Annotated in this window: 19 protein-coding genes and 1 riboswitch; of the genes, 14 read left to right on the forward strand and 5 right to left on the reverse strand. The window is 71.7% G+C overall.

The features are described from left to right. Positions 1-2 precede the first annotated feature (2 nt). Positions 3-1,316: a prenyltransferase/squalene oxidase repeat-containing protein gene (locus F4560_RS10520; protein ID WP_184919031.1), complete on the reverse strand. Its 1,314-nt coding sequence runs from the start codon at positions 1,314-1,316 to the stop codon at positions 3-5. 89 nt (positions 1,317-1,405) lie between these two features. Next, positions 1,406-1,544, reverse strand: a riboswitch (cobalamin riboswitch). Positions 1,545-1,622: 78 nt separating this feature from the next. Here F4560_RS10520 and F4560_RS10525 point away from each other — a divergent pair. The 5 genes from F4560_RS10525 to F4560_RS10545 all read left to right on the forward strand — a co-directional run bounded on the left by F4560_RS10525 (position 1,623) and on the right by F4560_RS10545 (position 9,040). After that, positions 1,623-2,879 (forward strand): cytochrome P450, encoded by a 1,257-nt coding sequence (locus tag F4560_RS10525; RefSeq protein WP_184919032.1) that lies wholly within the window; start codon positions 1,623-1,625, stop codon positions 2,877-2,879. Between the two features lie 155 nt (positions 2,880-3,034). After that, a complete protein-coding gene (locus F4560_RS10530) occupies positions 3,035-3,958 on the forward strand; it encodes a DMT family transporter (RefSeq protein WP_184929045.1) in 924 nt (307 codons plus the stop codon). Between the two features lie 114 nt (positions 3,959-4,072). Next, positions 4,073-5,254 carry a S8 family peptidase gene (locus tag F4560_RS10535; RefSeq protein WP_184919033.1) on the forward strand — a complete coding sequence of 394 codons (1,182 nt, stop codon included), beginning with the start codon at positions 4,073-4,075 and terminating at the stop codon, positions 5,252-5,254. 76 nt (positions 5,255-5,330) lie between these two features. Then, positions 5,331-7,718 carry a PEP/pyruvate-binding domain-containing protein gene (locus tag F4560_RS10540; RefSeq protein WP_184919035.1) on the forward strand — a complete coding sequence of 796 codons (2,388 nt, stop codon included), beginning with the start codon at positions 5,331-5,333 and terminating at the stop codon, positions 7,716-7,718. Between the two features lie 122 nt (positions 7,719-7,840). After that, a complete protein-coding gene (locus tag F4560_RS10545) occupies positions 7,841-9,040 on the forward strand; it encodes a cellulose-binding domain-containing protein (protein WP_184919038.1) in 1,200 nt (399 codons plus the stop codon). Between the two features lie 67 nt (positions 9,041-9,107). Here F4560_RS10545 and F4560_RS10550 read toward each other — a convergent pair whose 3' ends face one another. Continuing rightward, positions 9,108-11,039, reverse strand: a complete 1,932-nt coding sequence (locus tag F4560_RS10550; protein WP_184919040.1) for a S8 family peptidase — start codon at positions 11,037-11,039, stop codon at positions 9,108-9,110. Between the two features lie 279 nt (positions 11,040-11,318). Continuing rightward, entirely contained in the window at positions 11,319-13,580 is a 2,262-nt protein-coding gene (locus F4560_RS10555; protein WP_184919043.1) for an ATP-binding cassette domain-containing protein, read from the reverse strand. A 77-nt stretch (positions 13,581-13,657) separates the two neighbouring features. On the opposite strand from F4560_RS10555, the gene F4560_RS10560 reads away from it, so the two are divergent. The 6 genes from F4560_RS10560 (at position 13,658) to F4560_RS10580 (ending at position 18,891) form a co-directional block, all read left to right on the forward strand. Continuing rightward, on the forward strand, positions 13,658-14,446 hold the full coding sequence (locus F4560_RS10560; RefSeq protein WP_184919045.1) for a TetR/AcrR family transcriptional regulator: 789 nt from the start codon (positions 13,658-13,660) through the stop codon (positions 14,444-14,446). Between the two features lie 149 nt (positions 14,447-14,595). After that, a complete protein-coding gene (locus F4560_RS10565) occupies positions 14,596-15,375 on the forward strand; it encodes a putative protein N(5)-glutamine methyltransferase (protein WP_184919047.1) in 780 nt (259 codons plus the stop codon). Between the two features lie 132 nt (positions 15,376-15,507). Further along, on the forward strand, positions 15,508-16,314 hold the full coding sequence (locus F4560_RS43475; RefSeq protein ID WP_221484160.1) for an FAD-dependent oxidoreductase: 807 nt from the start codon (positions 15,508-15,510) through the stop codon (positions 16,312-16,314). Next, complete coding sequence (locus tag F4560_RS46080; protein ID WP_221483444.1) at positions 16,242-16,703, forward strand: FAD-dependent monooxygenase; 462 nt, start codon at positions 16,242-16,244, stop codon at positions 16,701-16,703. Before F4560_RS43475 ends, F4560_RS46080 begins: the two co-directional genes overlap by 73 nt. Continuing rightward, positions 16,703-18,289 (forward strand): hypothetical protein, encoded by a 1,587-nt coding sequence (locus F4560_RS10575; protein WP_184919049.1) that lies wholly within the window; start codon positions 16,703-16,705, stop codon positions 18,287-18,289. The genes F4560_RS46080 and F4560_RS10575 overlap by 1 nt, the downstream gene beginning before the upstream one ends. After that, positions 18,265-18,891 carry a TetR/AcrR family transcriptional regulator gene (locus F4560_RS10580; protein ID WP_184919051.1) on the forward strand — a complete coding sequence of 209 codons (627 nt, stop codon included), beginning with the start codon at positions 18,265-18,267 and terminating at the stop codon, positions 18,889-18,891. Before F4560_RS10575 ends, F4560_RS10580 begins: the two co-directional genes overlap by 25 nt. 9 nt (positions 18,892-18,900) lie before the next feature. On the opposite strand, the gene F4560_RS10585 is transcribed toward F4560_RS10580, so the two are convergent. Further along, on the reverse strand, positions 18,901-19,824 hold the full coding sequence (locus tag F4560_RS10585) for a GNAT family N-acetyltransferase (protein ID WP_221483445.1): 924 nt from the start codon (positions 19,822-19,824) through the stop codon (positions 18,901-18,903). Next, positions 19,821-20,981, reverse strand: coding sequence for a winged helix DNA-binding domain-containing protein (locus F4560_RS10590; protein WP_184919053.1), 1,161 nt, complete (start codon positions 20,979-20,981; stop codon positions 19,821-19,823). Before F4560_RS10590 ends, F4560_RS10585 begins: the two co-directional genes overlap by 4 nt. Before the next feature lie 75 nt (positions 20,982-21,056). Here F4560_RS10590 and F4560_RS10595 point away from each other — a divergent pair, with 75 nt between their 5' ends. The 3 genes from F4560_RS10595 to F4560_RS10605 are packed head-to-tail and all read left to right on the forward strand — an operon-like array spanning position 21,057 to position 25,588. Then, a complete protein-coding gene (locus F4560_RS10595; RefSeq protein ID WP_184919055.1) occupies positions 21,057-21,638 on the forward strand; it encodes a PadR family transcriptional regulator in 582 nt (193 codons plus the stop codon). 9 nt (positions 21,639-21,647) lie between these two features. Then, on the forward strand, positions 21,648-24,494 hold the full coding sequence (locus F4560_RS10600; RefSeq protein WP_512700344.1) for an SCO1167/SCO6262 family helicase: 2,847 nt from the start codon (positions 21,648-21,650) through the stop codon (positions 24,492-24,494). Further along, a complete protein-coding gene (locus F4560_RS10605) occupies positions 24,491-25,588 on the forward strand; it encodes an SWIM zinc finger family protein (protein WP_184919056.1) in 1,098 nt (365 codons plus the stop codon). Before F4560_RS10600 ends, F4560_RS10605 begins: the two co-directional genes overlap by 4 nt. Positions 25,589-25,616 lie beyond the last annotated feature (28 nt).

Genomic DNA, 25,616 nt, shown 5'->3' on the forward strand with positions numbered 1-25,616 from the left:
CGTCACTTCCGTTCCCCCGCATACCGCTTGCGCGACAGCACGACCGCCAGCACGCCGCCGACCAGCATCAACACGCCGATCCACAGCATCGGCCCGACCACCGCGCCGGTCCGGGCCAGGGTGCCGTTGCGGTTCACCACAGCCGCTGCCGCCGTCGTCGTGGTCGTGCTGGTGGCGGTGACCTCGGTAGTGGTCGTCGGAGCCGCCGTCGTGGTGGTGGTGGTGGGAGTCGTGTCCGTTGTGGACGAAGTCGGCGTCGTGGTGGTGATCGGGCAGTCGAGCACGGGCGCGCCGGACGTGCCGCCCTCCGCTGTCAGGTCCGCGAAGCTCACCCCCACCAGCCCGAGGATGCCCTGGGCGCTCGCGCGCTGCGCGGTGTCCGGCGTGAAACCGGACTTGTCGAGCGCGATCGCGCCCCGTTCGGCGTCGGTGGCCGTGCAGCCGACCTGCAACGACTTCAGGAACGCCGTCGCCTTGTCCGCTTCCGCCGTCCGACCTGCCGCGCGCAGTGCCTGTGCCGCGAGACCGGTGCTGTTGGCGTTGCCCTCGCCGGTCGCCTTGTCGTCGAGGAACCCGCCGCCGGGCTGCTGGTGCTCGGCGAACCACTTGAGCGCCTTGGCCACCGCGCCCGTCACGGCGGGGGTCTGGTCGACGGCCAGCAACGCCTGCACGGACATAGCGGTGGCGTCCGCGTGCGACACGCACGGCGTCGCTTCCAGGATCAGCGGGAAGCCGCCGTCCCCGCACTGCTGGCCGACGACGTACGTGACCGCAGTCTGCGGCGCGCCCTCCCACCGGTCCAGAGCCAGCACCGCGAACGCCTGGCTGAACCCGTTGGAGAAGTCGGGGTACTTCGACTTGTTGACGAACCGGCCGGAGGGGGCCTGCAACGCGGTGAGGCCTGCGATCAGGTCGTTGCCGGCGAACGTCGTCGGGTCCTCGCCGCGCGCCTGGACGGCCAGCGCGAGCTTCGCGTACGAGCCCGCGACGAACTCGGCGGGGTCGCCGATGTGCAGGTAGTCGTTGATGACGTCCGGCTTCGCCAGCCACGCCATCGCCCGATCCGCGCTGTCCGACGCCACACCGGCCGCGGTGAACGCGAACACGGCGTCCAACGTGCCGCCCTGGTCGCCGGAGGTGCTGCCGGGGTACACGAAGTGGTCACCGTCGATCAACTGCCGGGCGAGCCACCCCGCGGCGGCCTCGCTCGCGTCCGTCGTCACCGGCGCGTCGGGCAGGCCTTGGGCGGGCGGCACCAAGGCGAGCGCGGCGACAGCGGTGGTGGCGATGACGGCGGCGGTCCGTCTCAACGACATGTTTGCCTTTCCGGGCGCAACGCGTGAGCGGACCCCGGACAGCCGTGATCGACTTCCCCCGGGCTCCGACCCGTTGACCTCGACGGTGTCTGGAGCGTGCACGCGCGGCGGGTGTTCGGGCTCGTCCCGGGCGGGACCTACCGTTGCGGGTCAGCGCCGGATTTCGACCGGCTTCCCCCGTTTCGCACGCGATTGCCGATCGTCTGTCAACCACGATCTCCTGTCAATCCGCCTGTGGCGCGATGCTGCTCACCCCTACGTACGGTTACCGTCGCTCAAGTCAACCTGGGGAAGAGGGGTGTGGGGATGACGACTCTGGCGTCCGTGCGCGACGGTTTGGTGGCGTGGGTCGCACGGCGTTCGGCGACACGGTGGGTTGTGGGCAAGATCGGTTCGCGGGCGTTGTCGCTGCTCCCGGACCGTGCGCTGGTCCCGTTGAAGCGGGACGGCGTGGTGCCCGTCGCCGAGTTGGAGCGGATGCGGGAGGCCGGCGCGGTGCACCGGATCCCGGTGCCGTTCGGCTTGCGGGTGTGGTTGGTCACTGGTCAGGAAGAAGCCAAAAAGGTGCTTTCCGACACAGTGGCGTTCAGTAACGACTACGCCCGGCTGGGTGCGGCCGTCCGTATCGAGCAATCGCCCGGAGGCCTCGGTTTCGCCGACCCGCCCGACCACACGCGGTTGCGCAAGCTGCTCACGCCGGAGTTCACCATGCGGCGGCTGTCGCGGCTCGTGCCGCGGATCGACGCGATCGTCACCGAGCGGCTGGACGCGATCGAAGCGGCCGACGGGCCGGTGGACCTCGTGCAGGAGTTCGCGCTGCCGATCCCGTCGCTGACGATCTGCGAGCTGCTGGGCGTGCCGTACGAGGACCGTGACCGGTTCCAGGAGCTGGCGGCGGCCCGGTTCGACCTGTTCGGCGGCGCGGGGCAGGCGTTGGGGGCCATCTCGGAGTCGTTGTCGTACATGGAGGAGATCGTGCGCCGTGAGCGCCGGTCGCCGGGGGACGGCCTGATCGGGGCGATCATCCGGCAGCACGGTGACGACGTGAGCGATGTCGAGTTGGCCGGCTTGGCGGACGGCGTGCTGACCGGTGGCTTCGACACGACGGCGTCGATGCTCGCGTTGGGTGCGATCGTGCTGATGACCGACGAGGACGCGCGCACGGCGATGCGTGACGACGACGCGGCCACCGGGCCGCTGGTGGAAGAGCTGCTGCGGCACCTGAGCGTGGTGCAGGTGGCGTTCCCGCGGTTCGCCCGGCACCAGCTGCGGGTCGGTGACCAGCAGATCGAGGAAGGCGACGTGGTCGTGGTGTCCCTGACGGCGGCCAACCGCGAGGGCACGTCCGACTTCGACGCCGGTCGACCCGCGTCCGCGAACCTGGCGTTCGGCCACGGCGCGCACCGCTGCGTCGGCGCTGAGCTGGCCCGGATGGAACTGCGCGCCGCCTACCCGGCCCTGCTGCGCCGTTTCCCCAACCTCCGGATGGCCACCGACAACCCCGGCTACCGCACCGCGTCGATCGTCCACGGCGTCGACACGCTGATGGTGCACACGCGCTGACCTGAGCGGACAGCTCGCGGTGCCGGACCTCACGGTCTGGCACCGCGAAGCCCGCGACGTTTAAGTGATGCTTAACGTGAGGTGAGCAGGCTTCACTTTTCTTTAAGCCGGTCGTGGGGGACGGTGGTCCCGTGACCGGACGAGGCGTGCTGAGGATGGGAGTGCTGGCCCTGTTGTGGGGGTCGGGCTTCCTGTGGATCAAACTGGCCCTGACCGGGTTGTCGCCGGTGCAGATCACGGTGATCCGGTGCGCGCTCGGTGCGGGCGTGCTGTTGGTGCTGGCCCGTGCCGGCGGCCAGCGGCTGCCGCGCAAGCTGTGGGGTCACCTGGCGGTCGCCGCGTTCTTCTGCAACGCCCTGCCGTTCCTCCTCTTCGCCATCGGCGAGCAGACCGTGGACTCCGGCGTGGCAGGCGTCCTCAACGCGACCACCCCGCTGTTCGCCGTGCTCATCGGGCTCATGATCGGCGCTGAACGCGGCCTCACGCCGGTCCGCGTGACCGGTCTGGTCCTCGGCTTCGCCGGCGTCCTGCTGATCTTCGCCCCGTGGCAGCAGGAAGGGCTGACCAGCGTCGGAGCCCTGGCACTTCTCGGCGCGGCGGCGAGTTACGCGGTCGCGTTCGCCTACATGGGACGCAACCTCGTCGGCAAGGGCGGCCCGATCGCGGTGTCGGCCGCCCAGTTGACCGCCGCCACCGGCCTCAGCGCCGTCATGATGCCGTTCGACGGCGCCCCGACCACCCCCAACGCCACCGCGATCGTCGCCGTGGTCGTCCTCGGCGTCTTCGGCACCGGCGTCACCTTCTACCTCAACTACCGGATCATCGAGGACGAAGGCGCGACCAGCGCCGCCACCGTCGGCTACCTGCTGCCCGTCGTCTCCGTCGCACTGGGCGCGATCGTGCTCGACGAGCCGCTGACCGCGCGGATCGTGGTGGGGATGGCCGTGGTGTTGGCGGGGGTGGCGCTGACACGGTCGGCCCTGGCCAAGCGCCCGCACGAGCGAACCGGGCGTTACCAGTTGTCGGTTATGTCCACCGAGCGTGACACCGGTCGCGGCCGTTCGGCCGACCTTCGTTGACCTTGGGATAACCGCTGGTCAGGCTGCTCGGTGTACCCACGGACGAGTGACCGTTCGCTCCGTCAACCCTGCGTCGGAGCGCGCTCGCCGGGGGTCGTCCGAAGGAGCCGTTCCGTGCGTCCTTTCAGCAGAACCCTTGCCCTTCTCGCCGCCTTAGCCGCCGCGACCGGAGCCACCACAGCGACCGCCGGCGCCGCACCCCTGCACCAGGCCGACATCGTCCTGGCGACGGCGTCCGCGACCGTCCACCCGATCAAGGACTCCTACATCGTCACGCTGGACGCCACCGCCCGCAGCGGTGCGGGCGTGGCCGCCACGGCGGGCGTCACGCCGACCCATGTCTGGAACGCGGCGTTCAACGGGTTCGCCGCCAAGCTCACACCGGCACAGCTGCGCAAGCTCAGCCACGACCCGGCGGTCACCGCGATCGAGCAGGACGTGCTGGTCACCGACGCGCTCGACGCCACCCAGACCAACCCGCCGTCGTGGGGCATCGACCGGGTCGACCAGCGCAACCTGCCCCTGTCCCGCAGCTTCACCTACACGTACACCGGCGCCGGGGTGCACGCGTACATCATCGACACCGGCATCACGCCGGGCCACGCGGACTTCGGCGGCCGGGCCACGTTCGACTACAACGGCATCGACACCAACAACACCGACTGCCACGGCCACGGCACGCACGTCGCCGGCACCGTCGGCTCCGCCACCTACGGCGTCGCCAAGGGCGTGCGGCTGCACGGCGTGAAGGTCATGAACTGCTCAGGCAGCGCCACGACCACCGCGGCGATCAACGCGATCAACTGGGTCACGGCCAACCACACCAAGCCCGCCGTGGCCAACACGTCCTGGAACTTCACCGCGTCGGCGAGCCTGGAGACCGCGATCCGCAACATGATCGCCGCGGGCGTCTTCCTGGCCACCTCGGCGGGCAACACCGGCGGCAACTCGTGCGACCGCCTGCCGCGCAAGGTCGAGACGGCCAGCGTGGTCGCCTCTTCCACCAACACCGACGCCCGGTCCTCGTTCTCCAGCACCGGCCCGTGCGTCGACATCTACGCGCCCGGCAGCTCGATCGTCTCGACCGTCCGCACGGGCGGCTCGGGCACGATGAGCGGCACGTCGATGGCGGCCCCGCACGTGGCGGGCGTGGCCGCGCTCTACAAGCAGCGGTACGGCGACCAGTCGTCGGCCACCGTGCACAACTGGCTGAACTCCAGCGCCACGCCGAACGTCGTCAGCGGCGGCACCACCGGCGGCACGGTCAACCGGCTGCTGTTCACCAACGGTTCCTGATCGCACCCCGGCGCGCGGGCGGGGACGTCCGCGTGCCGGGGACCTCCCCTCAGGATCGCTCTGCGAAGATCGGCCCATGGGGACCACCGCGCTGGTGCTGCCGCTCGCCGACTCCGCCGCGGACCTGGACACGGTGGGCGGCAAGGGCGCCTCGCTGGCCCGGCTCGCCGCCGCAGGCCTGCCGGTGCCGGACGGCTTCCACCTGACCACGCACGCCTACCGCCGGTTCGTCGCGGACATCGAAGCGCGGATCGGGGACGCGCTGCGCGAGGACGACTCGGCGGCCCTGATCGCCGCCGAGTTCGAGCGCAAGGACATGCCCGAGGAGATCGCCGCCGCGATCCGTGCCGCCCTGCCGCCGGGACCGGTCGCGGTGCGTTCGTCGGCGACCGCCGAGGACCTGCCGGACCTGTCGTTCGCGGGCCAGCACGACACGTTCCTCGACGTCACCGGCGACGACGTGCTGGACGCCGTCAAGCGGTGCTGGGCGTCGCTGTGGACGGAACGCGCCATCGCCTACCGCGCCCGCAACGGCATCACCGACGTGGCGTTGGCCGTGGTGGTGCAGGAGATGGTGCCCGCCGACGCCGCCGGCGTGCTGTTCACCGCGAACCCCGTCACCGGCGCGCGGACCGAGTCGGTGGTCAACGCCGCGCCCGGTCTGGGTGAGGCGCTGGTCGGCGGAACCGTCACCCCGGACGAGTACGTGGTGACCTCCGGCGTGGTGCGGCGGTCGGGCGACCTGCTGTCCGACGCCGAAGTGCTGGAGCTGGCCGGGCTGGGGGAGCGGATCCAGGACCTGTACGGCATGCCGATGGACGTCGAGTGGGCCGTGGTCGGCGGTCGGATCTCGGTGTTGCAGGCCCGGCCGATCACCGCGCTGCCCGAGGCGAGGGCCGAGGTGTGGAACGACAGCCTGCGCGGCGACTACCTGTGGACGTGCGCGAACCTGCGCGAAGCCGTGCCGAGCGTGATGACGCCCGCCACCTGGTCGTTCGCAAAGGTGCTTGCTCAGCCACCGATCGCCGGGCACCCGATGACGGGCGCCATCGGCGGCCGGTTCTACCTCAACATCAGCGTCGCGCTGGCCGTCGGATCGGCGCTCGGGCTGGGGCTCGGCGGGTTCATGCTCCAGACGACCGAGCAGTACTTCGGCCGCATCCCGCCCGGCGTGGAGCTGCCGAGCCTGCCGATGTCACGCCTGGCCGTGCTGCGTGCGGCGATCGGCGCGGCGGGGCCGTTCCTGCGGCAGGGCCGTGAGTACCGGGTGAAGATCGACGGGCTGCTGGCCTCCGCGCCCGACCGCGCCGAACGTCTGCACGCCGCCTTCCGCGCCGCGTCCACACCCGATGACCTGCTCGCACTGTGGAAGTCCGATGTGGACGGAGTGCTGCACGTGGACGCCAGGGTGTTCGACGCGGGCGCGCGCAACGGCTCGATGTCGTCGCACAAGGTCCGCCGCCGGCTCGTGAAGCTGGTGGGGGAGGACGACGCCACCGCGTTGCTCACCGGAGCGCACGGCGCGGCGGGCGAGTTGGAAAGCCTGGGCCCGCTGCTGGGCCTGGCCCGCTTGAACCGGGGCGAGATCACCCGCGAGGCGTACGTCCGGCAGTACGGCCACCGGTTCGCCGACGAGTTCGAGGTGTCCGCGCCGCGCCCGGCCGAGGACCCGGAGTGGCCCGCACGGCAGGACGTCGGCATCGACCCCGAAGAACTGCTGGCCCGGCAGGCCGCCGTGCGCGACTCGGCGTGGGAACGGCTGCGCGCCGCCCACCCCGGCAAGGTGGAATCCCTGCGCCGCCAGGTGGCCAAGCTCGCCGAGCTGGCCCGTGAACGGGAACGGGCGAGGTCGGAGTTCGCCCGGACGTTCGGCATCCTGCGGGCGTTCCTGGTGCGGGTGGGCGAGGTGACCGGGCACGGCGACGACGTGTTCTTCCTGCCGTTCCAGGAGACCTTGCGCGTCCTCGAAGGCGACGAGACCCCGCTGGCATCGGTCCCGGCCCGCAGAGCCGCCTACGACCGCTACCGCGCGCTGCCGCCGTACCCCACGGTGATCCGGGGCCACTTCGACCCCGAAACCTGGGCCGCCGACCCGAATCGCAGGTCGGACGTCTACGACTCGTCGGCCGAGCCCCTGGGTGACGCCGTGTCCGGTTTCCCCGGCGCTGCGGGCGTGGTGGAGGGCGTGGCGCGGGTGATCCACGACGTCGAGGACGGCGCGTTGCTGCGGCAGGGCGAGATCCTGGTGACCACGGTGACGAACATCGGCTGGACCCCGCTGTTCCCGCGCGCGGCCGCCGTGGTCACGGACGTCGGCGCGCCGTTGTCGCACGCCGCGATCGTGGCCCGTGAACTCGGCATCCCGGCCGTCGTCGGCTGCGGCAACGCCACCACCCGGATCAAGACCGGCGACCGCGTCCGGGTCGACGGCGGACGCGGCACCGTGAACGTGCTGGACCGGTGACCGGGTAGTACGCGCGTTCGTTCCACCGACCGTTGCGGCAGCCGGAGTATTCCATTGGGGTGACGGAATCGTTACAGTCTGTTTCTGGGAACGCTCCCAGAAACGACAACGAAGGGGTTGTTGTGCGAAATCTGCTGGCGGCGGTAGCCGCTGTGGTGTCGATAGCCGGGTTGGTGGTGATCGGCGGGACCAGCCCTGCGGGGGCGGCTCCCGTCTGCGCCGTGGACTACAAGCTCAACCAGTGGTCGACCGGGTTTACCGCCAACGTGACCGTGACCAACCAGTCCGCTCCGGTCACCTCGTGGACGCTCGCCTGGACCTTCTCCGGCAACCAGGCGATCAGCTCCGGGTGGAGCGCGAACGTGAGGCAGTCCGGCGCGCAGGTGACGGCGTCCAACATGCCGTGGAACGGTTCGCTGGCCACGGGCGCGAGCGCCCAGTTCGGCTTCCAGGCGACGTACAGCGGCACGAACGCGACGCCGACCGACTTCGCGTTCAACGGTGTCTCGTGCAGCGGTGACCCGACCACGACCACCACGCCCACTTCCACCACCACGAGCACGTCCACGAGCACGTCGACCTCGACCTCGACCACGACGTCGACGACCACCACCACGACCACCACTACGACGACCAACCCGACCGGCTGCGGCACGGCGGCGTTGTGCGACGACTTCGAGCAGCAGACCGGGACCACCCCGGCCGGCCGCTGGACCGTCGGCGCGTCCAACTGCACGGGTCAGGGCACGGTGGCCATCGACAACTCGGTCGCGCACAGCGGCTCGAAGTCGGTGCGGGTGAACGGCGCGTCCGGCTACTGCAACCACATCTTCTTCGGCACCCCGGTGTCCGGGTCCGGCCCGGTGCACGGCCGGTTCTACGTCCGCCACACCACGGCCCTGCCGATGGCGCACGTGACGTTCATGGCCATGAAGGACTCCGCGGACGGCGGCAAGGACCTGCGCATGGGCGGCCAGAACTCGGCGCTCCAGTGGAACCGCGAGTCCGACGACGCCACCCTGCCCGAGCAGAGCCCGGCGGGTGTGGCGAAGAGCAAGCCGCTGCCCACCGGCCAGTGGAACTGCGTGCAGTTCACCGTCGACCCGGCGGGCAAGATCTCGACCTCGCTGAACGGCGGGGTGGTCGAGGGCCTGGTCGTCGACGGTGTGTCCACCCCCGACGTCGACAGCCAGTGGCTGCGCAAGACCGGCTGGCGGCCCGCCGTCACCGACCTTCGGCTGGGTTGGGAGAGCTACGGCGACGGCGCCAACACCCTTTGGTACGACGACGTCGCGGTCGGCTCCTCGCCGATCGGCTGCTGAGGTAGATCGCTCCGTGGAAGAGGGGAGGGCCGGTCGAGACCGGCCCTCCCCGTTCAGCCCGAGTGGATCAGGACGCCGTCACGGAGACGTCGTCCAGCACGAACGAGGTCTGGTAGGACCAGTCCTCCGCGCCGGTGAAGCTCAGCGTGACGCTCTGGCCCGCGTACGCGCCCAGGTTGAAGGTGCGCACGGCGTAGCCGGACGGGTTGAGGTTGGTGTAGGTCGCCAGGGTGGTCGAGCCCGCCTTGACGGTGAACGTGTCGAACACGGCCGGCTCGTACTCCGCCGTGCTGATCTTCAGCCACAGCGACAGGGTGGTGTTGGCGCAGCCCGCCGGGACGGTGACGGTCTGGGACAGCGTCTCGGTGTAGGTGTAGCCGTAGCCGCCGATCCAGGAGGAACGGCTGCCGGTGCGCGGTGAGCCTTCGCCGGTCCACGCGCCGATCGTCCAGGTGGCGTTCGACCAGCCGGTGGTGCCGCTCTCGAACCCGCCGTTGACCAGCTTCTCACCGGGCGCGGAGCACGAACCTCCGGTCGGGCTGATGGTCCAGGTGAACGTGGTGCTCGCGGACTTGCTCGCGGTGTCGGTCGCCGTGACGGTCACGGTGTAGGCGCCGGCGGTGGTGGGCGTGCCCGAGATCAGACCGGTCGACGCGGCGAGCGTCAGGCCGGGCGGCAGGCCGGTGGCCGACCAGGTGTACGGCGGCGCGCCGCCCGAGGCCTTCAGCTGGAGGCTGGTGGCCGTGCCGACGGTGCCGGTCTGGTTGCCCGGCGGGGTGACCGACGGGTTGCCGGGACCGGGGTCGCCGGTGTTGACGTACAGCAGCCGGTTCGGCGAACCGGTGCCCGGACTGGTGATCTTGTCCAGGGTGGAGTTGGCGACCATCGCGTTGGCGACCTGCGCGGGCGTCAACGACGGGGTGGCGCCGAGCAGGACCGCGGCCCCGCCCGCGACGTGCGGTGCGGCCATCGACGTGCCGCTGATCGTGTTGGTCGCGGTGTCGTTGGTCATCCACGCCGAGGTGATGTTCTGACCAGGCGCGAAGATATCCGTGCACGTGCCCCAGTTGGAGAACGAGGCGCGCGCGTCGGTGTTGGTCGACGCGTTCACGGTGATCGCCTCGGCGACCCGCGCCGGGGTGAAGTTGCACGCGTTGGCGTTGGAGTTGCCGGACGCGATCGCGTAGGTCACGCCGTCGGCGATCGAGTTGCGGACCGCGTTCTCACCGGTGGTGTCGCTGCCCTGGCCCCCGAGGCTCATGTTCGCCACGGCGGGGCCGGAGGTGTGGTGGCCGGTGACCCAGTCGATGCCCGCCGCGACGCCGGCGAACGAGCCGGAGCCCTGGCAGTTGAGCACCTTGACCGCGATCAGCCGGACGCCCTTGGCGACGCCGTGCGCGGTGCCGCCGACGGTCCCGGCGACGTGGGTGCCGTGGCCGTTGCAGTCGGTGTTGTTGGTGTCGACGGTGTTCGTGCCCCAGCTGGCACGGCCGCCGAAGTCGCTGTGCGTGGTCCGGATGCCGGTGTCGATGATGTAGGCGGTGACGCCGGTTCCGTCGTTCGGGTAGGTGTAGGTCGAGTCCAGCGGCAGGTTGCGCTGGTCGATCCGGTCCAGCCCCCAGGACGGCGGGTTCGGCTGGGTCCCGGTCGCCTGGACGGTGCCGTTCTGCTGGACGTAGGCGACGCCGGGTTCGGCGGCCAGGCGGCGGGCGGCCCGTTCGGACAGCGTGCCCGCGAAGCCCTTCAGCGCGTGGCGGTAGGTGAAGTCGACCTTGGCGTCGTGCTTGGCGCTGAGGTCGGAGGTGAGCGCGTCGACGCTCTGGGTGGTCACGTCGTTGTAGACGACGATGTAGCTGTCCTTGATGGCGGTCGGGTTGTTGGCGCCGAGAATGTCGCCTTCGGCGGCCGCGGGCGTTGCGCCGGTGGCCAGCGCCATGGCGGTCACCGCCGCGCCGGCTAATGCGATCAGGGCTCGTCTTGATCCGCGAACGTCTCCCATTGCAGGGTTCTCCCTCATGCAGGGTTACCGGCGGACCCGAATGTGGGCTCGGTTCCGTCGGGGAGTGGAGGTTCTGCGATCACGTTCGCGCGGACGTGATCGGGAACGTTAGAGGACCGGGTGAGGCCGGACAATCGGCCGGCCGTGGGAACGATTCGCCATGTGGCCACTGGTCCAGTGAATTATCAACTACCTCGATAACTTCAGTGTTGAATGAAACGAGCGTTCCCGGCATCGCTTGACACCAAGGAACGCTCGTTTCAAAACAAGCCAGGACGGTCAGCGGCCGACGTAGGCCCGGAGGTGCTGGGCGGTGAGCGTGGACGCGTTCTCGACCAGGTCGGCGGGCGTGCCGGTGAACACGATCCGGCCGCCGTCGTGCCCGGCGCCGGGGCCGAGGTCGATGATCCAGTCGGCGTGGGCCATGACGGCCTGGTGGTGCTCGATCACGATGACCGTGTTGCCGTCGTCCACCAGGCGGTCGAGCAGTGCCAGCAGTTGGTCCACGTCAGCGAGGTGCAGGCCGGTGGTCGGCTCGTCCAGGATGTAGGTGGACGCCTTCTCCGCCATGTGGATCGCGAGCTTGAGCCGCTGCCGCTCGCCGCCGGACAGCGTGGTCAAGGGCTGGCCGAGGGAGAGGTAGCCGAGGCCGACGTCCACGAGCCGGTCGAGGATCGCCTTGGCCTGCTTCTCGGTGAAGAACTCGCGGGCGTCGGTGACGGACATGCCGAGGACTTCGCTGATGTTCTTGCCGCGGAGCTTGTGCGTGAGCACTTCCGGCGTGAACCGCTTGCCTTCGCATTCCTCGCACACGGACGCGACGCCGGCCATCATCGCGAGGTCGGTGTAGACGAGGCCGATGCCCTTGCACTTCGGGCACGCGCCTTCGGAGTTGGCGCTGAACAGTGCGGCTTTGACGCCGTTGGCCTTGGCGAAGGCGGTGCGGATCGGGTCGAGCAGGCCGGTGTAGGTGGCCGGGTTGGACCGCCGTGAGCCGCGGATGGCCGCCTGGTCGACGGTGACGACGTCCGGACGGCGGGCCAGCGATCCGTGGATGAGGGAGCTCTTGCCGGAGCCGGCGACGCCGGTTACGACGGTGAGCACGCCGAGGGGGATGTCGACGTCGATGTTCTTCAGGTTGTGCAGTGAGGCGCCGGTGATCGGGAGTTGGCCGGCGGGTTCGCGGATGTCGTCGCGGAGGCGGGCGCGGTGGTCGAGGTGGCGGCCGGTGAGGGTGTCGGAGGCGCGGAGTTCGGCGACGGTGCCGGTGAAGGTGATGTGGCCGCCGTTGGCGCCCGCGCCGGGGCCGAGGTCGATGACGTGGTCGGCGATGCGGATGGTCTCGGGCTTGTGCTCGACCACGAGGACGGTGTTGCCCTTGTCGCGGAGGCGGAGCAGGAGGTCGTTCATCCGCTGGATGTCGTGGGGGTGCAGGCCGATGGTGGGTTCGTCGAAGACGTAGGTGACGTCGGTGAGGGCGGAGCCGAGGTGGCGGACCATCTTGACGCGCTGGGCCTCGCCGCCGGAGAGGGTGGCGGCGGGTCGGTCGAGGCTGAGGTAGCCGAGGCCGATCTCGACCAGGGAGTCGAGGAGTTCCTTGAGGGTGGTGAGCATGGGGCCGACGGAGCGGTCGCTGACCTTGGCGACCCAGTCGGCGAGGTCGCTGATCTGCATGGTGGAGCAGTCGGCGATGTTGACGCCGTCGATCTTGGATTCGAGGGCGGCGGCGTTGAGGCGTGCGCCGTGGCAGTCGGGGCATTCGGCGAAGGTGACCGCGCGGTCCACGAAGGCGCGGATGTGCGGCTGCATGTTCTCCCGGTCCTTGCCGAGCATGAGGCGTTGGACTTTGACCAGGAGGCCTTCGTAGGTGACGTTGGTCTTGCCGATCTTGACCTTGGTGGATTCGAGGTTGAGGAAGGCGTCCCATTCCTCTTCGGTGAAGTCCTGGAGTTTCTTGTCGGGGTCGTAGAAGCCGGATTGCAGGTAGGTCTGGACGTACCAGTTGTCGACGGTGAAGCCGGGGATGGTGATGGCGCCGTCGGTGAGTGATCTGGTGCGGTCCACGAGTTGGTCGACGTCGATGGTGGAGACGCGGCCGAGGCCTTCGCAGTGCGTGCACATGCCTTCGGGGAGGTTGAAGCTGAAGGCGCCGGAGGTGCCGACGTGGGGTGTGCCGAGGCGGCTGAAGAGGATGCGGAGCATGGTGTGGGCGTCGGTGGCGGTGCCGACGGTGGAGCGTGAGTTCGTGCCCATGCGTTCCTGGTCCACGATGATCGCGGCGCTGAGGTTTCGCAGGCCGTCGACGTCGGGGCGGCCGAGGCTGGGCATGAAGGACTGGATGAACGCGGTGTAGGTCTCGTTGATGAGTCGTTGGGACTCGGCGGCGATGGTGCCGAAGACGAGGGAGGACTTGCCCGAGCCGGAGACGCCGGTGAAGACGGTGAGTCGTCGTTTGGGGATGTCGACGGAGATGTCGGCGAGGTTGTTCACCCTGGCCCCGCGGACCTGGATGACGTCGTGGCTGTCGGCTGGTGCGGACATCGCCTGGCTTCCCCCTGCTTTGTTTATGTCGTAAGGTGACCGCGGGCACGATACTTTAGGCTGTAAAGGGGTGGCAAGTGGCCGTCTTCGCCGGGCAGGGTGACGCGGGTCGGTCGATGCGGCTGCTGTGGCGTGGGCCCGGTGGGGGAGCGGGGCCGGGGCTGAGCGTGGACGTGATCCTGGACGCGGCGATCGAGGTGGCGGACCGGGACGGCATGGCGTCGTTGTCGATGCGTGCGGTGGGGGAGCGGTTGGGGCGTTCGGCGATGGCGTTGTACACGTACGTGCCGAGCAAGGCCGAGTTGGTGGATCTGATGTACGACAAGGTGTTGGGGGAGTTGCCGGCGGAGTACCCGTTGGACGGCGGGTGGCGGGTGGCGTTGCGGGCGTGGGCGGAGGACGTGCGGGCGTTCTTCCTGGCGCATCCGTGGGTGTTGCAGGTGTCGCAGGCGCGGCCGGTGTTGGGGCCTCATGAGTTCGCGATGCTGGAGACGTTGTTGCGGATCCTGCGTGCGACGGGGTTGGGCGCGTCGGTGTTGCGGGGTGTGGTGGGCGCGGTGATGCAGTTCGTGCGCGGCGCGGCGGGGGTGATCGCGGACGCGCGGCAGGCGGCGCGGGAGACGGGGATGACGGACGAGGAGTGGTGGTTCTCGCGGTCGTCGGTGTTCGAGGAGGTGGCGCCGGATTTCGCCGTGCGGTTTCCGTTGTCGGCGTGGATCGGGTCGGAGGAGCCGCCGGCGGTGGAGGGGGACGAGTGCGTGCCGTATTTGGAGCGGGACGCGGTGCGCAATTTCGCGGTGGGGTTGGACGTGTTGTTGGACGGTGTCGAGGCGGCGGTGGCGCGGGCTCGCGCGGGTGGCGGCTGAGGGTCGTTCCGGGTGGGATACCGTGTGGCCGTTCACGCGGATTTTGGAGGTGGGACCCATTTCTGCTGGTGCATGTCGGGTCGTCTCCGGCCGCGTTGTGGCGGTGTAGGGGCGCCCGCGGTTCTTACGCGAGAGGCGTTGCGCTGTCCATGCTGGTTCCCGATGTCGATGTGGTCGCGCGGTTGCGTGCGGCGGGTTGTGTGTTCGCCGAGGACGAGGCGCGGTTGTTGGCCGCTGCCGCTCGCACGCCCGCGGAGTTCGAGGTGTTGACGGCGCGGCGGGTGGCCGGGTTGCCGTTGGAGCACGTGGTGGGGTGGGCGGAGTTCTGCGGCTTGCGGGTCGTGGTGGAGCCGGGCGTGTTCGTGCCGCGTCGGCGCACGGAGTTGATGGTGCGGGTGGCGGTGTCCGGTGCGCGGCCGGGCGCGGTGGTGGTGGACCTGTGTTGTGGGTCGGGTGCGGTGGGTGCGGCGGTGGCCGATCGGGTGGCGGGGGTGGAGTTGCACGCGGTGGACATCGATCCGGCGGCGGTGCGCTGTGCTCGTCGCAACGTGGGGGCTGGTTCGGTGTACGAGGGTGATCTGTACGCGCCGTTGCCGGTGTCGTTGCTGGGCCGGGTCGATGTGCTGGTGGCGAACGCGCCTTATGTGCCGTCGGGGGCGATCGGGCTGATGCCGCCGGAGGCCCGCGAGTACGAGCCGTTGGTGGCGTTGGACGGTGGTGTGGACGGTCTGGACGTGCAGCGGCGGGTGATCGCGGACGCGGTGCGGTGGTTGGCGCCGGGTGGGCGGTTGCTGGTGGAGACGGGTGCGCGGCAGGCGGCGGGGACGGTCGCGGCGTTCGCGCGGGGCGGGTTGCGCGCGGAGGTCGTGTCGGACGAGGACCTGTCGGCGACGGTCGTGGTCGGGTGGCTCGACCAGGTGGTCGTCTAGGAGCTGTTTGAGCGAGTGCTCAACACCGTCTACCCTCCGATTTGAGCGATCGCTCAAAAGGGGTGGGTCGATGGTCGAGCGCACCGTGGTCGTGGTGGCGGCGGGATCGGGGGACTCGCGGCGGCCGTCGCGCTGCGCCGGCGGGGTTGGCGGGTCGTCGTGCTGGAGCGGGCCGGGGAGTTCGGCGAGGTGGGCGCCGGTCTGTCGCTGTGGCCGAACGCCCTGCGGGCGCTCGCGGCGCTCGGTGTGGAGGAGCGGGTGCGTGCGCTCGGGGCGGTGGAGTCGGCGGGCGGTGTGCGTGATCGCAGGGGCCGCTGGCTCTCCCGGCTGGACAACGCGGAGATCGCGCGGCGTCACGGCCGGCCGCTCGTGGTGGTGCACCGGGCGGATCTGGTGCGGGCGCTGGTCGAGGCGTTGCCGGTGGAGTGCCTGCGGTCGGGCGGCGAGGTGCGGGCCGTGCGCCCGGACGGTGACGCCGTGGTGGTCGAGTACCGGGGCGGGGTCGTGCGCCCGGACGGTGATGCCATGGTGGTCGAGCACCGGGACGGGGTCGTGCGCCCGGACGGTGACGCCGTGGTGGTCGAGCACCGGGACGGGGTGGTGCGGGCGGATCTGGTGGTCGGCGCGGACGGTGTGCACAGCGGGGTGCGGCGGCAGTGGTGGCCGGAGGCGGCGGTTCCCCGCTACGCCGGGTACACCGCGTGGCGCATGATCGCCGGGCCCGTCGCCGAGCCGCCCGCGGAAGGCGCCGTGACGTGGGGTCGCGGTGAACGGTTCGGGTTCACGGCATTGCCGGGCGGGCGGTTCTACTGCTTCGCGGCGGCCACCGTGCCCGAGGGGGTGCCGCCGATGGCGAGCATGCGGCCGTGTCGAGCCGGTTCGCCGACTGGCCCGATCCGATCCCCGCGCTGCTGGCGGCGACGCCGGAGGGCGGTGTGATCCGCCACGACATCTACCACCTGCCGCCGTTGGCGACCTACGTGCGCGGCCGGGTGGCGTTGCTGGGGGACGCGGCGCACGCGATGGACCCGATGCTGGGGCAGGGCGCGTGCCAGGCGTTGGAGGACGCGGTCGTCCTCGCCGCCTGCCTGGACGAGACCCCGGACGTGGAGTCGGCGCTGGCCCGCTACGACGGGCTGCGTGGGCCGCGGACACGGGCTGTCGTCCGCCGCTCGGCGCGTCTCGGCGCCGTCGCCCAGTGGTCGTGGCCGCCGGCGGTGTGGGCCCGTGATCTCGGCGCCAGGGTGGTCCCGGCGTCGGTGACCTTGCGTTCCATGGCGTCCGTCCTGGACTGGACGCCGCCGCGCGGGTCGGGGGAGGGCGTGTAGTGCCCGACTGGACGTACCACCCGCTGCGCGGAGCGGCGGCGGCGCTGCTGGGAACTCGTCGGTCGCAGCGGACGGCGCTGCGGACGCTGGCCGCGGTGGCGTCGTTGCCCGGGGGTGGGTGGCTGATCTCGCGGGGGTTCGGGCACCGGCACCCGCCGCCGGAGTCGGCCGGTTCGGTCGCGGGGGTGGTGGTGGCGAATCGGCTGGGCGCGGTGGTGCCGCCGGACGTGGCGCGTGACGCGGTGCGCGCGTTGCCGCTGTTGGGTGCCGGGCTGGTCGAAGTGGCTCCGGTCGGCCCGGCGGACGTCGAGGTGGTGCGGGAGGCGGCGGTGGGTCGACGTGTCCCGGTGGTGGTGCGCGCGACGGGACCGGACGTGGTGGCCGCGCTGTCGGGGCACGTCGACGCTGTCCTGACCGAGGCCGACGACGGCGTGATCGTGATCCGGACGGGATCGGCCTCCGTCGCCGAGGCCGCCGCCGCGCTCGTCGACCCGGGCACGACGGTGCTGGTCACGCCGGGGGTGTTGGTGGAGGCCGGTCCGGGCTGGTTCGCCCGGGTCACGGACGCGGTGACGCCCACCCGTCCTGCGCCCACCCTGCGCGACGTCGGCCGTGATCCCCGGCGGTGGCCGGCCTGGTGGTGGGGTCTGCTGGTCGGCCTGGGCATGACCGGGGCCGGGCTGGGGGCCGCCGTGATCACGCTCGGGCCGGTGCTGCTGTGGTACGACCGCGGCTTCCTGGGCATGGGCGTGGACCGGCTGCACGGGATCAACCACCACCTGGTGCACTTCCTCCAGCACGACCGGATCACCATGGCCGGGACGATGGTCGCGATCGGCGTGCTCTACGTCGGCCTCGCGGTGGGCGGCATCCGGCGGGGGTGGCCGTGGGCCAGGGAGGCGTACCTGGTCTCCGGGTGGATCGGGTTCGCCACGGTGCTGTACTTCCTGGGGTTCGGGTTCGTGGAGCCGCTGCACACGGCGGTCGCCGTGGTGCTGTTCCCGATGTTCCTGGCCGCGACCCGACGCCGCCCGGACCGGCCACAGTGGACCGCGCGACCCGAGGGCCCCGAACGTGAGCGGCACCGGGCGCTGGTGGGGCAGTTGCTGATGGTGTGCACGGGGCTGGGGCTGTTCGTCGGTGGCGCGGTGGTGTCGGCGGTCGGTCTCACGGAGGTGTTCGTGGCCAGTGACCTGGAGTTCCTGCGGACCGGCCCGGACGAGCTGCACGCGGCGAACCCCCGGCTGCTGTCGTTCGTCGCGCACGACCGGGCCGGCTTCGGCGGTGCGCTGATGTCGGCCGCCACGGCGATCACGCTGCTCAGCGCGTGGGGGTGGCGGCGGGGCGAGTCCTGGGTGTGGTGGTCGCTCGCACTGGCCGCGATCGCCGGGTTCCTCCCCGCGGTCGCGGTGCACGGCGCCATCGGGTACACCGACGCCGTCCACCTGGCGCCGGTCTTCGCCGGGATGGGTCTCACCCTGACCGCGCTGGTCCTGGCCCGCCCCTACCTGTGCGCGCGCCCGGAGGAGGTCCGTGCGACCGCGCACCTACCGTATGCGGCATGGCGGACACCCGACAGCGACTGATCGACGGCGCGATCGACGCGATCCGGCGGCACGGCATCGCCGGCACGTCCGCCCGGACGATCGCCACCGCCGCCGGCGTCAACCAGGCCCTGATCTTCTACCACTTCGGCAGCGTGCACGATCTGCTCGAAGCCGCGTGCCTGGCGTCCACCGAATCGAGGGTCGCGCCGTTCCGGGACCGGCTGGACGGGGTCACGTCACTGCGGCAGCTGTTGGACGTGGGCCGACGCCTGCACGCCGAGGAACGGTCGGTGGGCAACGTCATGGTGCTCGCCCAGATGCTCGCCGGCGCGCAGTCGGACCCGAAGCTGGCCGAGGCGACGTCGGCGGCGCTGCACCTGTGGATCGCCCCGATCGAGGGGGTGCTGGAGCGGCTGCTGGCCGACTCGCCGCTGGCCGGGTTCGTCGACACGGCGGGTCTGGCGCGCGCGGTGAGCGCCGGGTTCATCGGCCTGGAACTGTTCGAGGGCGTCGACCCCGCCGGCGCGCACGCCGCGCTGGACGCGCTGGACCGCCTCGGGGCCCTGGCCGAGGTGGTCGACGACCTCGGCCCGGTCGCCCGGCGCGCGCTCAGCGCCAAACTCCGCAAGTCGGCGAAGTGACCCGTCCCGTCAGGCGCCGACGACGCCGTCGCTGAGCTCCCGTGCGATGTCGAGGTGCCCGGCGTGCCGTGCGTACTCCTGGAGCAGGTGGAACAGGATCCACGCCAGGGTCGGGCGCGGCACGTCGGGTTGGCCCCAGTGGGCGGCACGGTCGGTGAAGGCGGATTCGGCGACGATGTCGCGGGACCGGGCGCACTGCTCGCGGTAGAAGGCGCGGACGTTGTCGGTGGAGTCGTCGCCTTCGATCACCCACTCGGCGTCCTCGACGTCGGGGTTGCCGTACGGGTGGGTGATCTCCTCGCCGCGGAAGCACCAGCGCAGCCAGCGCAGTTCGACGAAGGCGAGGTGTTTGACCAGGCCGAGGGGTGTCCAGCCGGAGGGCAGGCGGCTGGTGCGCAGTTCCTCCTCGGTCATCCCGTCGATCTTGCGGAGCACGGCTTCGCGGTAGAAGTCGAGGTAGGCGAGGAGGAGGTCACCGGTGTCGGCGATGTCCGGCGTGGGTTCGACGGGCACGGGCAGGTGCGCCAGGACGCGGGTGCCGTCGACGTCGAGGATGGCGCCGGCCTTGCGGAGGACGGTGATGGCGGCGATGTTGTCGGTGGTGGTGTCCGCGACGATGGCGCTCACGCCGCGCCCGGGTGCTTCCTCCACGATGCGGCGCAGTGCGGCCAGTCCGACGCCGGCCCCGCGGGCGCAGCGGGCGATCCACATGCCGGTCTCGCCCTTGACGGTGAGCCGGGCCATGCCGACGGTGCGGTCGTCCTCCACGATCTCGTACGCGTCGTCCCGCATGCCCCGGTAGAACTCGCGGAACTCGTCGGGGCGGTCCACGGTCCAGCCGGGTGGCATCACGTCGGCGGGATCGGCGTCCGCGACCGCCAGGCCGAGCAGGCGCTCCACTCCCTCGTCGTCCAACCGCCGCAAGAGGATCATTTCGCCAACTCCTTTTCCAACGGGGTCCGGAAGCGGGGGATCACGCGCACCCCGGCCAGCCGGACCGCCACTCGGTCCGCCTCACGGGCGATCGCGGCCGCCGCCTCCGTGCCGACGTCCTCCACGAGTTCCCAAACGAGTTCGCCGTCCGCGCGTTGCGCCCACCCTCCGACCACCGAGCCGTTCCACCAGACCGTCGGCCCGACGTTGCCCGTGGTGTCGAACAGGCGTGACCGCTGGTGGTCGGGGAGGTACCAGCCGCGAGCCTGCCACCCCATCGGTGTCGAATCCAGTGCCGGCAGCAGCGCGGCCCACGGCTCCGGCTCCCCGATCGGCTCCACGTCGTCCGGCAGCACGTAACCGTCGCCGGTGGACAGTCGGACCCGGACCGCGCCAACGGCGGTGAGCGCCTTGCGGACCGCGCCGAGCGTCCAGCCGGTCCACCACTTGACGTCCGCCTCGGTGCCGGGCCCGTAGGACGCGAGCCAGCGGCGCACCAGTTCGGCGCGGGCCTCGTCGGGGTCGATCTCGGGCCACGGTGTCGCGGGCGTCCAGCGGAACTGGCTGCTCAGCCACGTGCCGAGCGGGCGGCCGCGACGCATCCAGCCCTCGGCGGCCAGGACCCGGATGACGCGGCTGGAGACGTTCTGCCGGATCTCGCGGGGCGTGCCGGCGCCGAGCACGACCTGCTCCAGCAACGCGGGCACGTCCCGGGTCAGCTCGACCGCGGTCGCCTCGCCGCGCAACCGCAGCGCCTCCAGCGTGGCCTTCTCGACCTCCGCCAGCCGGTCGGCGTCCCAACCGACGCCCTCGGCGAGGTACTGGACCAGCCTCTGCCGCTCCTTCGCGGCGATCGCGTCGCCGGCGGCGGCCTGCACGACAGGGGCCGTGGCGGCGGTGACGGCGAACATCGTGCGGCGCATGCAGAGCAGCCGCACCAGCGTCCGCCGCTCGTAGAACGCGGTCTCGACCTCGGCCGCCGAAGGGTGTTCCATCCGGGCGCACGCGGACAGGACCACGGTGGCCGGGTCGGTGGCGTGCAGACCCACCAGGGTGTCTGCGACGTCCTCGACGGAGGCGGCGGTGGGGGTGGCCAGCAGGTGGCGGACGCCGAGGCGGACCCGCCGCTGGGCGTCGTCGATCTCGGCGAGCGTCACCGCTCCATCCTCGGCGATCTACCCTGGTCCCGGAACCGGTGATGCGAAACCGGAATACCGCCGGACAAGGACGAGATGTCTGCTACACGGCTGTTGGTGCTCGGGGTGGTGCACGGTTATGGGCGTGCTCACGGCTACCTGATCGGCAACGACCTGATGGCGTGGGGTGCGGGGGACTGGGCCAACGTCAAATGGGGCTCGATCTACCACGCGCTCAAGCAGCTCACGAAGGACGGCTGCCTCGCCGATCACGCCGTGCCGCCCGGTCGGACGGATTACGAAATCACCCCCAAGGGGGAGGCCGAGTACCGGCGGCTCCTCGGTGACGCGCTGCGCCGTCCGGAGACCCGGCCGGACATGCTCGCCGCGGGACTGGCCTTGCTGCCGTCGTTGGCGCGGGCGGAGGCGGTGGAGTTGCTGACCGAGCGGTTGGCGGAGCTGGAGAGCCGTCGTGACGCGGCGCGCAAGCAGGCGGAGGAGTGGCGGGAGCCGGCGCACGTGCGGGAGCTGTTCGGGTTGTGGGAGCACACGGCGGCCGGTGGGGCGGAGTGGACGCGGGGGCTGCTCGAACGGCTGGAGGCCGGTGCGTACCGGATGGCGGGCGAGCCTGGATCGCCGGGGGAGGCCGGCAGCTGGGTTATACTCAAACTTGAGTAGCTAGGGGGAGTGCTGAACACAGGGTTGGAGCGGTACGCGGCCGTCTTCGAGGCCGCCGACCCGCCACGCACGTCCACGATCGCCTTCTACCCCGATCAGAGCCCGCCCGATCAGAGCCCGCCAGGACCCGCCGGCGAACACGACGCCCGGCCGGATCGGCCGGGGCACAGCGGCGCCGACGAGCGCTTCGCCAACGACCGGCCTGCCGCGGCACGCGTGGGCGAGCACTCGGACCGGGACCGTCGCTCCGCAGCCCATCCCGGCGCCGACGAGCGGTTCGGCGAGGATCGGCTCACCATCGCCACCCCGGACGGCACCCGCCGCGACGTCCCCGCTCTCCGCCTGCCCGTCACCGAAGCCATCCCCCTGCTCAGCCGCGCCCGCCGCACCCCGCACGCCCACCCCGCCGCCGCGTTCTGGGGCGCCGCCGTGGTCGTCGCGCTGCAACTCGTCTCCCGGGGCCGGGTGCGGCCGGCCGTCACCGACGGGGACTTCGACGCCTGGCTCCTCGGCCCGCTCGACGCCGCCGACCACGCCCGCGTCCGAGACCTCGCCGAAGCCATGCCCCCGCACGCCCGCGCCGTCCCGCTGACGGGCCGAGACCCGCTCGAACTGCCCGACGCCGAACCTCTGCTCCGCTCCTTCCTCGACGCCGTCGCCGACACCATGCCGCGCGGTGCGGCGGCAGTGCACGCCGCCGGGGCCCCGGCGTTCGCCGCGAACGCGCCCCAGAAGGTCCCGCACCTGCGCGACTGGGCCGACCAGGGCGTCCGGATCTCCCTGCGGATCGAGGGATTCGGCCCGTTCCGCGCCGTCGTGCAGGTGCACAGCCTCGCCGACCCGGCCCGCGTGGTGGACGCGGCGGAGCTGTGGGCCGCCGCGAACCAGCGGTCCCGGGCCGATGCCACCGTCGCCCTGCGCCGCGCCGCCCGCGCCTGGCCCCCGCTGGAACGGCTGCTCGACCAGCCGGTGCCCGACGAGGTCGCCCTGCTGGACTCCGACGTGGAGCACCTGCTCACCACCGGCGCCGTCCGGCTGGCCGGCGCGGGCGTCGACGTGCACTGGCCGAAGGACCTGGTGCGGGACCTGTCGGCGAAGGTCGTCATGGGGGAGCGGCCCAGCGACCGGCCGGCGTTCTTCGGCCCCGACCAGGTCACCTCCGTGGACTGGCAACTCGCCCTGGGCGACGACCCGCTCACCCCCGACGAGCTGGACGTGCTCGCCGAGGCCACCCGGCCCGTCGTCCGGCTGCGCGACCGCTGGACCCTGGTCGACCCGGAACTCGCCCGCCGCGCCCGCGAACGCGCCGTCAAGCCCGTCACCGCGATCGACGCCCTCGGCGCCGCCCTCACCGGCACCACCGAGATCGACGGCGTCGTGGTCGAGGTCGCCGCCACCGGCTGGCTGGACGAGCTGAGGTCCCGCCTCGTCGACCTGGACGGCGCACCCGTCGAGCAGCCCGCCGCGTTGCGGGCCACCCTGCGCGACTACCAGCTGCACGGCCTGCGCTGGCTGGACCGGATGACGTCCCTCGGCCTCGGCGCGTGCCTGGCCGACGACATGGGCCTCGGCAAGACGATCACCCTCATCGCCCTGCACCTGCACCGCGACGGCGGCCCGACGCTCGTCGTCTGCCCCGCGTCCCTGATGGGCAACTGGCAGCGCGAGATCGAACGCTTCGCGCCCGGCGTCCCGGTCCGCCGCTTCCACGGCCCGCGCCGCGACATCGCGCACGACGGGTTCGTGCTCACCACGTACGGCACGATGCGCCTGGACGCCGACCGGCTCGCCGACGTCGACTGGGGCATGGTCGTCGCGGACGAGGCGCAGCACGTGAAGAACCCGGCCTCCGACACCGCGAAGGCGTTGCGCCGCATCCCCGCCCGCGCCCGCGTCGCCCTCACCGGCACGCCCGTCGAGAACGCCCTGTCCGAGCTGTGGGCGATCCTCGACTGGACCACGCCCGGCCTGCTCGGCACGCAGGCGCAGTTCAAGGCCCGCTGGTCCGGCCCCATCGAGGCCGACCACGACCGCGAGGCCGCCGAACGGTTCGCCCGCCTGGTCCGGCCGTTCCTGCTGCGCCGCCGCAAGACCGACCCGGGCATCGCGCCCGAACTGCCGCCGAAGACCGAGACCGACCAGCCCGTCTCGCTCACCCGTGAACAGGCCGCCCTGTACGAGGCGGTCGTGCGGGAGCTCATGGCGGAGGTCCGGGACGCCGACGGCATCGCCCGACGCGGCCGGATCGTCAAACTCCTCACCGGCCTCAAGCAGGTCTGCAACCACCCGGCCCAGTACCTCAAGGAGCCGTCGCCGAAGCTCGCCGGGCGCTCCGGGAAGCTGGAACTGCTGGACGAGCTGCTCGACACGATCCTCGCCGAGGACGGCGCGGTGCTCGTGTTCACCCAGTACGTCGCCATGGCCCGGCTCATCGAGAAGCACCTCGCCGGCCGCGGCATCCCCACCCAGCTCCTGCACGGCGGCACGCCCGTCGCCAAGCGGGAGGACATGGTGCGGCGCTTCCAGGACGGCGAGTGCCCGGTGTTCCTGCTGTCCCTCAAAGCCGCCGGCACCGGCCTCAACCTCACCCGCGCCGACCACGTCGTGCACTACGACCGGTGGTGGAACCCGGCCGTGGAGGACCAGGCCACCGACCGGGCGTACCGCATCGGCCAGACCCGGCCCGTGCAGGTGCACCGGCTCATCGCCGAGGGCACCATCGAGGACCGGATCGCCGCGATGCTGCGGGCGAAGCGCGACCTCGCCGACGCCGTGCTGGCCCGCGGGGACGCCGCGTTCACCGAACTCGGCGACGACGAACTGGCCAACCTGGTCGAACTCAGGAGCGGAACGTGAGCGACCGCGTCAAGGGCTTCCCCGCGTTCGGCAAGGGCGTCCGCCGCGCGCGGTCGTGGTGGGGCAAGGCGTGGCTCCAGGCGTTGGAGGACACGTCTCTGGACCAGGCGCCGCTGCGGCAGGGCCGCAAGTACGCGCACGCCGGGCTCGTCGGCACCATCACCGTCAGCCCCGGCCGCATCGCCGCCACCGTGTACGACGTCGAGGACACCTACCGGACGTCCGTCCACCTGACCCCGCTCACCGACGGCGAGTGGAACCGGTTCCTGGCCCAGATCGCGGCCAAGGCCGGGCACCTCGCCGCGCTGCTCGACCGGGAGATGCCCCGCGAACTCGCCGACGCCGCGGCCGACGCGGACGTGCCGCTGCTGCCCGGCATCGGCGACCTCGACCCCGAGTGCACGTGCCCCGGCTGGGAACTGCCCTGCAAGCACGCCGCCGCGCTGTGCCACCAGGCGTCGTGGCTGCTCGACGCCGACCCGTGGGTGCTGCTGCTCCTGCGCGGACGTGACCAGGACGAGGTCGTCGCCGGCGCCCGCCCCACCGCCGGCGTCCTCGCCACCGCCGCCTACGCGCAGCCGGTCCCGGACCTGCCCGACGACCCGCTTCCCGGCGACCTCGGCCCTCTGCCCGAGTTCGAACCCGCACCCGGCCTCGACGTGGACGTGCTGCGGCTGCTCATCGCCGACGCCGCCGCGAAAGCCCGCGACGTGCTCGCCACCGGCCGGTGGCCCGCCGCCGACGACCGCCGCGACCACATCCGGATGGCCGCCACCAACCCCGCGCTGCGCGAGCGCCTCGACGTCGAACCCCGCGCCGTCCGCGCCTGGCAGCAGGGCGGGGCCACCGCCCTGGACGTCCTCGAACAGCCCTGGACACCGTCCACGACGGACACCGCCCGCGCCCGCGCCGCCTGGGACAGCGGCGAACTCCCCGAACCCACCGTCCGGCGCAACCACTGGACCGTCCACAACCGACAACTGCGCTACGGCCCCGACGGCCGCTGGTACCCGTACCGCGTCACGGACGGCACGTGGTGGCCCACCGGCACCCCGCACCGCGACCCGACCGCCGCCTTCGCCGACACCGACTGAACCCCCGCAAACCGTTGGTCGACCGTCG

This window comes from Saccharothrix ecbatanensis (assembly GCF_014205015.1).
In the GTDB taxonomy this organism is placed as follows: Bacteria; Actinomycetota; Actinomycetes; order Mycobacteriales; family Pseudonocardiaceae; genus Actinosynnema; species Actinosynnema ecbatanense.

Bases quoted from the DNA above. Each gene is read 5' to 3' on its own strand.
- F4560_RS10520 (WP_184919031.1), bottom strand. From the start codon at position 1,316: ATGTCGTTGAGACGGACCGCCGCCGTCATCGCCACCACCGCTGTCGCC.
- F4560_RS10540 (WP_184919035.1), top strand. From the start codon at position 5,331: ATGGGGACCACCGCGCTGGTGCTGCCGCTCGCCGACTCCGCCGCGGAC.
- F4560_RS10550 (WP_184919040.1), bottom strand. From the start codon at position 11,039: ATGGGAGACGTTCGCGGATCAAGACGAGCCCTGATCGCATTAGCCGGC.
- F4560_RS10565 (WP_184919047.1), top strand. From the start codon at position 14,596: ATGCTGGTTCCCGATGTCGATGTGGTCGCGCGGTTGCGTGCGGCGGGT.
- F4560_RS10530 (WP_184929045.1), top strand. From the start codon at position 3,035: ATGGGAGTGCTGGCCCTGTTGTGGGGGTCGGGCTTCCTGTGGATCAAA.
- F4560_RS10525 (WP_184919032.1), top strand. From the start codon at position 1,623: ATGACGACTCTGGCGTCCGTGCGCGACGGTTTGGTGGCGTGGGTCGCA.
- F4560_RS10595 (WP_184919055.1), top strand. From the start codon at position 21,057: ATGTCTGCTACACGGCTGTTGGTGCTCGGGGTGGTGCACGGTTATGGG.
- F4560_RS10580 (WP_184919051.1), top strand. From the start codon at position 18,265: ATGGCGGACACCCGACAGCGACTGATCGACGGCGCGATCGACGCGATC.
- F4560_RS10585 (WP_221483445.1), bottom strand. From the start codon at position 19,824: ATGATCCTCTTGCGGCGGTTGGACGACGAGGGAGTGGAGCGCCTGCTC.
- F4560_RS10555 (WP_184919043.1), bottom strand. From the start codon at position 13,580: ATGTCCGCACCAGCCGACAGCCACGACGTCATCCAGGTCCGCGGGGCC.